Here is a 311-nt window from a genome sequence, read left to right as displayed (position 1 = left end):
CCCGGTGAACTTCGCCTCCACCACCGTGTCGGGCGCCCCGCGATGGGCCGAGCCGTCCCAGAGCGGCGCGTCCCAGGTCAGGAAGTCCGGGTGCGCGACGATCCAGTCATGCCGGGGATGGACGTAGGTCCGGTCGGCGGCCATGCAGGGAACGCCGGTCGCGTGCTCCACGAAGCGGGGGTGCAAATGTTCGGTCGCGATGCCGATCTGTACGGCGGCCACGAGGTCGAGATCCGCCGGTTCGGCCCGGCCGGTCTTCTCCTGCCACAGAGACAGCCAGTTGCCCGCCATGATCCGGGTCGCATCGGAAG

The 311-nt window shown here is 69.8% G+C and carries 1 protein-coding gene; it reads right to left on the bottom strand.

The features are described from left to right. On the bottom strand, nt 1-311 hold a 311-nt coding region (locus JT719_RS24505; RefSeq protein ID WP_207436411.1), incomplete at both ends, for a YqaJ viral recombinase family protein.

It is taken from the genome of Sabulibacter ruber, assembly GCF_017355955.1.
Taxonomy (GTDB): domain Bacteria; phylum Bacteroidota; class Bacteroidia; order Cytophagales; family Hymenobacteraceae; genus Nibribacter; species Nibribacter ruber_A.
This window is presented reverse-complemented; position numbering and strand designations above follow the sequence as displayed.